At 57.7% G+C, this 5520-nt stretch carries 3 protein-coding genes and 3 pseudogenes; 4 read left to right on the top strand and 2 right to left on the bottom strand.

Translation table 11 applies throughout. From position 1 onward, the window contains the following. A pseudogene (locus tag AWB68_RS50335) lies at positions 1-120 on the top strand (tyrosine-type recombinase/integrase); the annotation flags it as partial. 750 nt (positions 121-870) lie between these two features. Here the strand turns inward: AWB68_RS50335 and AWB68_RS42315 are convergent. Then, a complete protein-coding gene (locus AWB68_RS42315) occupies positions 871-1407 on the bottom strand; it encodes a hypothetical protein (protein ID WP_125483254.1) in 537 nt (178 codons plus the stop codon). Positions 1408-2432: 1025 nt separating this feature from the next. On the opposite strand from AWB68_RS42315, the pseudogene AWB68_RS42310 reads away from it, so the two are divergent. After that, positions 2433-3517 (top strand): annotated as a pseudogene (locus AWB68_RS42310) (IS630 family transposase). Here AWB68_RS42310 and AWB68_RS42305 read toward each other — a convergent pair. Further along, positions 3515-4134 (bottom strand): annotated as a pseudogene (locus AWB68_RS42305) (MFS transporter); the annotation flags it as partial. The pseudogenes AWB68_RS42310 and AWB68_RS42305 overlap by 3 nt on opposite strands. A gap of 241 nt (positions 4135-4375) precedes the next feature. On the opposite strand from AWB68_RS42305, the gene AWB68_RS42300 reads away from it, so the two are divergent. Together AWB68_RS42300 and AWB68_RS42295 are read left to right on the top strand one after the other, a co-directional pair. Beyond that, positions 4376-4597, top strand: a complete 222-nt coding sequence (locus tag AWB68_RS42300) for an SNARE-associated domain-containing protein (RefSeq protein ID WP_087650084.1) — start codon at positions 4376-4378, stop codon at positions 4595-4597. Positions 4598-4792: 195 nt separating this feature from the next. Next, the coding region (locus AWB68_RS42295; protein ID WP_510183580.1) for an IS21 family transposase at positions 4793-5520 on the top strand (728 nt) is incomplete at its 3' end.

Raw genomic sequence — 5520 nt, 5'->3', positions numbered from 1 at the left:
CTGCGTTATGTGCGCGACAACCTCGGTCACGCATCGATCTCGACCACCAGTCAATACCTGCACGCGGACGACGACGACCGCCACCGCGCAACCGAGTCCGGCCTCAAACTGAATTGGTAAAGGCCGCACCCACTGGTCCCGATCTCGCAGTGCAGCGGCCCTTCATCGCGGAAACTCGGTGGCGCGTTTTCGGCGTCTCCAGTCTGTCGCGGATCGGAGACAATGGCAGACAAGCACCGTGCCGGGGACGGTCCCTTTCGAAAAAGAGACTTTCGCGGATTTCCCTGAGCATGTAGCTGCCGATGCCGGAATGAACCGGTTGCCGACGCGCACATGATCCGGTCGGTGAGTCCCAAATGCCGATCATTCCGAGACGAGGTCGATCTCGAGCTGGTTCACTTGAATCCCGGCATCCGGATCAAAACAGAGTCGGCGGCACCAGTTCGATGGCATTGGCGCCAGCGGCATCGGAGCCTACCATGGTGTGGGAGCATTCCGGACGCTGAGTCACGCCAAAGGTTGTTTTGGTGCAAACCCGTTGGACATGAGCTGCTGCTTCGCCCGCCTTTCGGCAAGATTGCCGCGCGTATCTTGCGTTTGAAACTCCGATAATCCCGCCGTGAACCCCGGGCTGGAAGCGCACAATGGCTCTCGATCGAAACCGTTAAGGCGAACCACTTGTGCAGAATGGGCCGATCGGGCCTCGCAGCAGTGCCGCGTTCAAGGGCATCAACGTAGAAGGCGGCTTTGGGGCCTGTATGTGTTTTCCGTGCTAAGCGTCCAACGTACATGTTGCGCTCGGTCCAGCTGTATATAGACTTGTCGGAATGCGCCTCAACAGTGAATCGATCGATTGGTGAGACAACGCTCTCATTTTTTGATGGCTAGCGGCGGCAACTTCAGCCGTAGTTCTGCCGCTCGGTACGCGGCGATGAACTCCGGGCTGCCACCTCGTACCTGGGCTAACCAATATCCGAGCTCGTCCGCGCAATCCTGGCTGTCGATATCACTGAAGCACAATGAGTCCGCGGGCATCTGCAGCGCTGCCCAGTAGAACGCGAAGAGTGTGAGCCTGTCTGTCAGCGCCATACGCATATTACGCGTCTCACCGCGAGTCAACCACTCCCGCAGGCTCCTGGAAAGCGCCTCCTCCGTTTCATTCTCCGTATACGAAAACACGTGCTGGTTCCCTTTGCGCGCGCTACGAAAGTCCCGCGCTGCCACCTCCACGGCGAAGTCTGTCGCCCTCGAGTTCAGAGCTGGCGTCGTTGGGGTGGCTTGCACAGAAATCGCAATCGCGACCGCCAAAATGAATGCAATAAGGCGCGGCATGGTCGATGAATCGCGAGGCTGATGTAGCGCGATGCCTGTCGCTCTGAAGATTCGGAGGCCGTACGCCTTTTTCACGGTGACTTTACCTTATTGTTCACGAAGCGTAAGCACATCATCTGAGTGCGCTACTGCTCGAGAAATTTGTCGGTCCAAACAGGCGGGACCTCATCCTAGACTTGCTGGAATTGTTTTTAAGCAGCCGAGCGCGCACGGTATTCACTTGACAAATTCTCCGAGCCTCCACTATTTTTCTTTCTTCAGGGGCGCCCCGGTTGCGTTCTTCGCCGACATCCGTCAGCTCGGAGATTAGATTTTTGATGAATCCGCGTCGGCAAGAGTCGACGTGTCGGTCACAAAGAGTACCTTACGTCACCGACAACAGTTCCGCCAAAGACCGTAGTCACGTCCTTCAGCACAATCAGTTCAATATCGTCCGGTAGGCGGGCGAGACAGTGCCGTTTCTCGGAGACCTCAACGAGCGGAAAGAACCGCCGTCCAAATCGAAGCCGCAGTAGTATCTTTGAGATGCACGCGGGTGAGATCGAACTGGCCTTTTGCGAATGCGATGCTCAACGGGATGCCGGAGATGGTAACGGCACTTGTCGGAAGCGTTGAACCCGAGCATAACGTTCGCCGCGAATCAATGTGTTGATCGATTGGTTGTTCAGATCCTTCGAGGATCGCATATCGTTGGCTGGGGCAGCAAGTCCGCGGTTTTGATCTCGCGGACCGTTCGATGCGATACCGCGTAACGGTCCAGAGTAATTGTTAGGGGAGCGCCGACCCTCGACGGTACCTACCTCGACCTGGAACTCGCAACGGTGGGTCGGATGCTCTCGCTTCTAGAGGAGTTGAATGGCTCATAATGTGCGCAAGCAAATCGAGATTCCGATAATGGTGATTTGCGCAGCGTGGGAGTGTTCCATCTTACCGGTCGGCGGTGATTCTAGCTAGTGGCACTTGTGCAGAAACAATGACGCCATGACCGGGCATACTGTCGACCGAAAGCACGCCTCCTAGTGTAGTGCTGCATTCTTGACGGAACTTAAATCATTCTCACGTTTCCAATACTTCATTACGGGTCGAGTTGGAGATCAAGCGTGCGAGTTGCCCCAGAGATTGTGTTGACCGAGGAAGAGCGAGACGAATTGACGAAATTGGCTCGCTCCAGGCTCAGTAGTGTGCGGCTGGCATTGCGCGCCAAGATCGTTCTGCTTGCCGCCGACGGCATGCAGAACAAAGAGATCGCCGAGCAACTGAAGATCGGTCGCATACAAGTCTCGCGCTGGCGCGAGGCTACATCGAGTCGCGGCTTGCGGGCATTGAGCATGATCTTGCGCGCGGCGCGCCCCCGACGAAGGTGGATGTTGCGCGACTGGTCGAACTGACCACGCAGAGCAAGCCCGAGGCTGCCACGCATTGGAGCACCCGCAAGATGGCGGCGCAGTTGGGTGTGAGCGCCGCCAGCGTGTCGCGGCATTGGCGCGCCAACGGCCTAAAGCCGCACCTTGTGAGAGGCTTCAAGGTCTCGCGTGACCCGAGGTTCGTCGAGAAGCTCGAGGACATCGTGGGCCTATACATGTCGCCGCCCGAACACGCACTGGTGTTGTGCTGCGATGAGAAGAGCCAGGTGCAAGCGCTGGACCGCACTCAACCCGGCCTGCCACTGAAAAAGGGCAGTGCGGCCACCATGACCCACGACTACAAGCGCAATGGGACGACTACGCTGTTCGCCGCACTCAACGTTTTGGACGGCCAGGTCATCGCGCAATGTCAACAGCGCCATCGACATGTCGAATGGCTGAAGTTCTTGCGCAAAATCGACAGCGAAACGCCTAAGGACAAGACGCTGCACCTGATCGCCGACAACTACGCAACGCACAAGCATCCGGCCGTGCAAGCGTGGTTGGCCAAGCACGCTCGATTCGAAATGCACTTCACGCCGACCTCGGCATCGTGGTTGAACATGGTCGAGCGCTTCTTCCGCGATATCACGACCGAGCGCCTGCGCCGTGGCATATTCACCAGCGTGCCGGAGTTAGTCAAAGCAATCAACCAATACATCGCTCACCACAATACCAACCCCAAGCCGTTCATTTGGACCAAGGCCGCTCGCGACATCCTGCAGAAGGTCATTCGCGCGAACAGCCGCTTAAGTTCCAAACAGAATGCAACACTACACTAGCGTGAAAATTGCGCCGATGACCACTACCCACCAGTACCGTCGCGACAGCCTTTTCAAGTTCTCGCGCGTAGCTGGGTTCACGCGTTTCGTATTGGAGCGCTGCGCGGGCTCCCGACTACCGAAAGCCAGGAGGCCAACTGCAATCAGACCTGGTACAACCGCAATCCAGAACACCAGTCGGAAGTTGTCGCTCCAAAGCAGCATAAACGCAACTGCAAGCAATGGCCCAAGACACGCGCCCACCGTGTCGATTGATTGTCGGAGACCATAAGCCGCTCCTCGAATTTGGATGGGGGTTAGGTCGGCGACGAGCGCGTCGCGAGGCGCGCCACGGATACCCTTGCCAATGCGGTCGACTACCGCGCGGTCAGCACGAAGCCGACTGTGGACGCGAGTGCGAATAGCGGCTTGCTCAGCGCTCCTAACCCGTATCCGATGACAGCGAGCCACTTGCGGTTACCGAGGTAGTCACTCACCGTCCCGGAAAACATCTTCACGAGAGGCGTTGTTGCTTCAGCGATACCTTCAATCAGGCCAACCGTCATGGCGCTCGTACCAAGGACCGTTACGAGGAACATGGGAAGAAGACTGTGGATGATTTCCGACGAGAGGTCCATGAACAGGCTCACGAAGCCGATCACCCAAATGCCTCCTGGGATTTGACGCAGCGTGCCAGTGCGCGGTGTGGAATCGTTTAGCACGTGTCCTCTCTTCAGTGATGAGCCGCCTCGATGCTCACATTGTCGCGCAGTCATCCGGTGACAATTGCGAGCCGGTGTTTGAATACCTCCTGACGACGAAGGTGGAATTCATACGCGGCATCAGAAGTTCCTAAGCCAGAACGGCTGATAATGCACGATGGAGCACGCGTTCGCCCACCTGCTGCATCTGCTCGCCGGTCACCCGGCATGGACACTCACGGTCGTTTTCCTTGCAGCGTTCCTTGAAGCTATCGCGATTATCGGGACCTTCATCCCCGGAAGTACAGCGATGTTTCTTGCTGGGGCACTGGTTGCGTATTTCGGCGAACGTGATCACCGATTCCGGTTTAACGTGATCAGTGAATCCGGAGGAAGGTGATCAGTCATTTCGGTGGATGGTGATCGCTGATCACCCGTTTCCGAAACGACTGATCATCTTGCCGAAACAGGTGATCACGTTCCCGGAATGAGTGATCACTGGACCGAAACAGGAACGCTATTTCGGTCTGGCGGTGGTGTTGCGTATGACATCAACGACGGGCGTTAGCCTTGTCTCTTTTATAGGGGACAGGTAATGCCGGCACATCGGATGAGCATGCGCAAATTGAAAGAAGTCCTGCGACTGAAGTGGGTGTGCGGCTTGTCGCACCGCCAGATCAGCCGGGCCGCGGGTATCAGCGTGGGTGCGGTATCGGCGTATGCAGCGCGTGCAAGCGCGGCCAATCTGGACTGGGCGAGCGTCGAACCGCTGGCTGACGACGAACTCGAGGCCAAGCTGAGGCTGCCGGCCGATCAGAATACGCAGGCCCGGCGTGTCGAGCTGGACTACGCGCTCGTTCATCGCGAGTTGCGGCGCGCAAACGTGACGCTGCAACTATTGTGGGAGGAGTACGTTGAGGCGCACCTCGGCGAGCGTACCTACCGCTACACCCAGTTCTGCCAGCGCTACCGCGACTGGGCGCAGACGCTCAAACGTTCGATGCGTCAGCAACACCGCGCCGGCGAGAAGCTGTTTGCCGACTTTGCCGGGCACACCATGCCGATCCTGGACGGGCGCGGTGGCGTTGCGTTTCGTGCGCACGTGTTTGTCGGTGTACTCGGCGCATCGAATTACACGTATGCCTGTGCGACGCATTCGGAGGGCACGCACGATTGGATCGGCGGGCTTATCGGCGCCATGGAATTCTACGGAGGCGCCGTCGAGAAATCACCAGCTGGTGATTTCTCGACTAATCAGCAGGTTCTGGTAATGCGCAGGAGGGCGTCGGAACCGGCGCCGTTACTGGCGTTACGTCGCTGGTT

Origin of the sequence: Caballeronia choica, from assembly GCF_001544535.1 — a bacterium.
In the GTDB taxonomy this organism is placed as follows: domain Bacteria; phylum Pseudomonadota; class Gammaproteobacteria; order Burkholderiales; family Burkholderiaceae; genus Caballeronia; species Caballeronia choica.
This window is presented reverse-complemented; position numbering and strand designations above follow the sequence as displayed.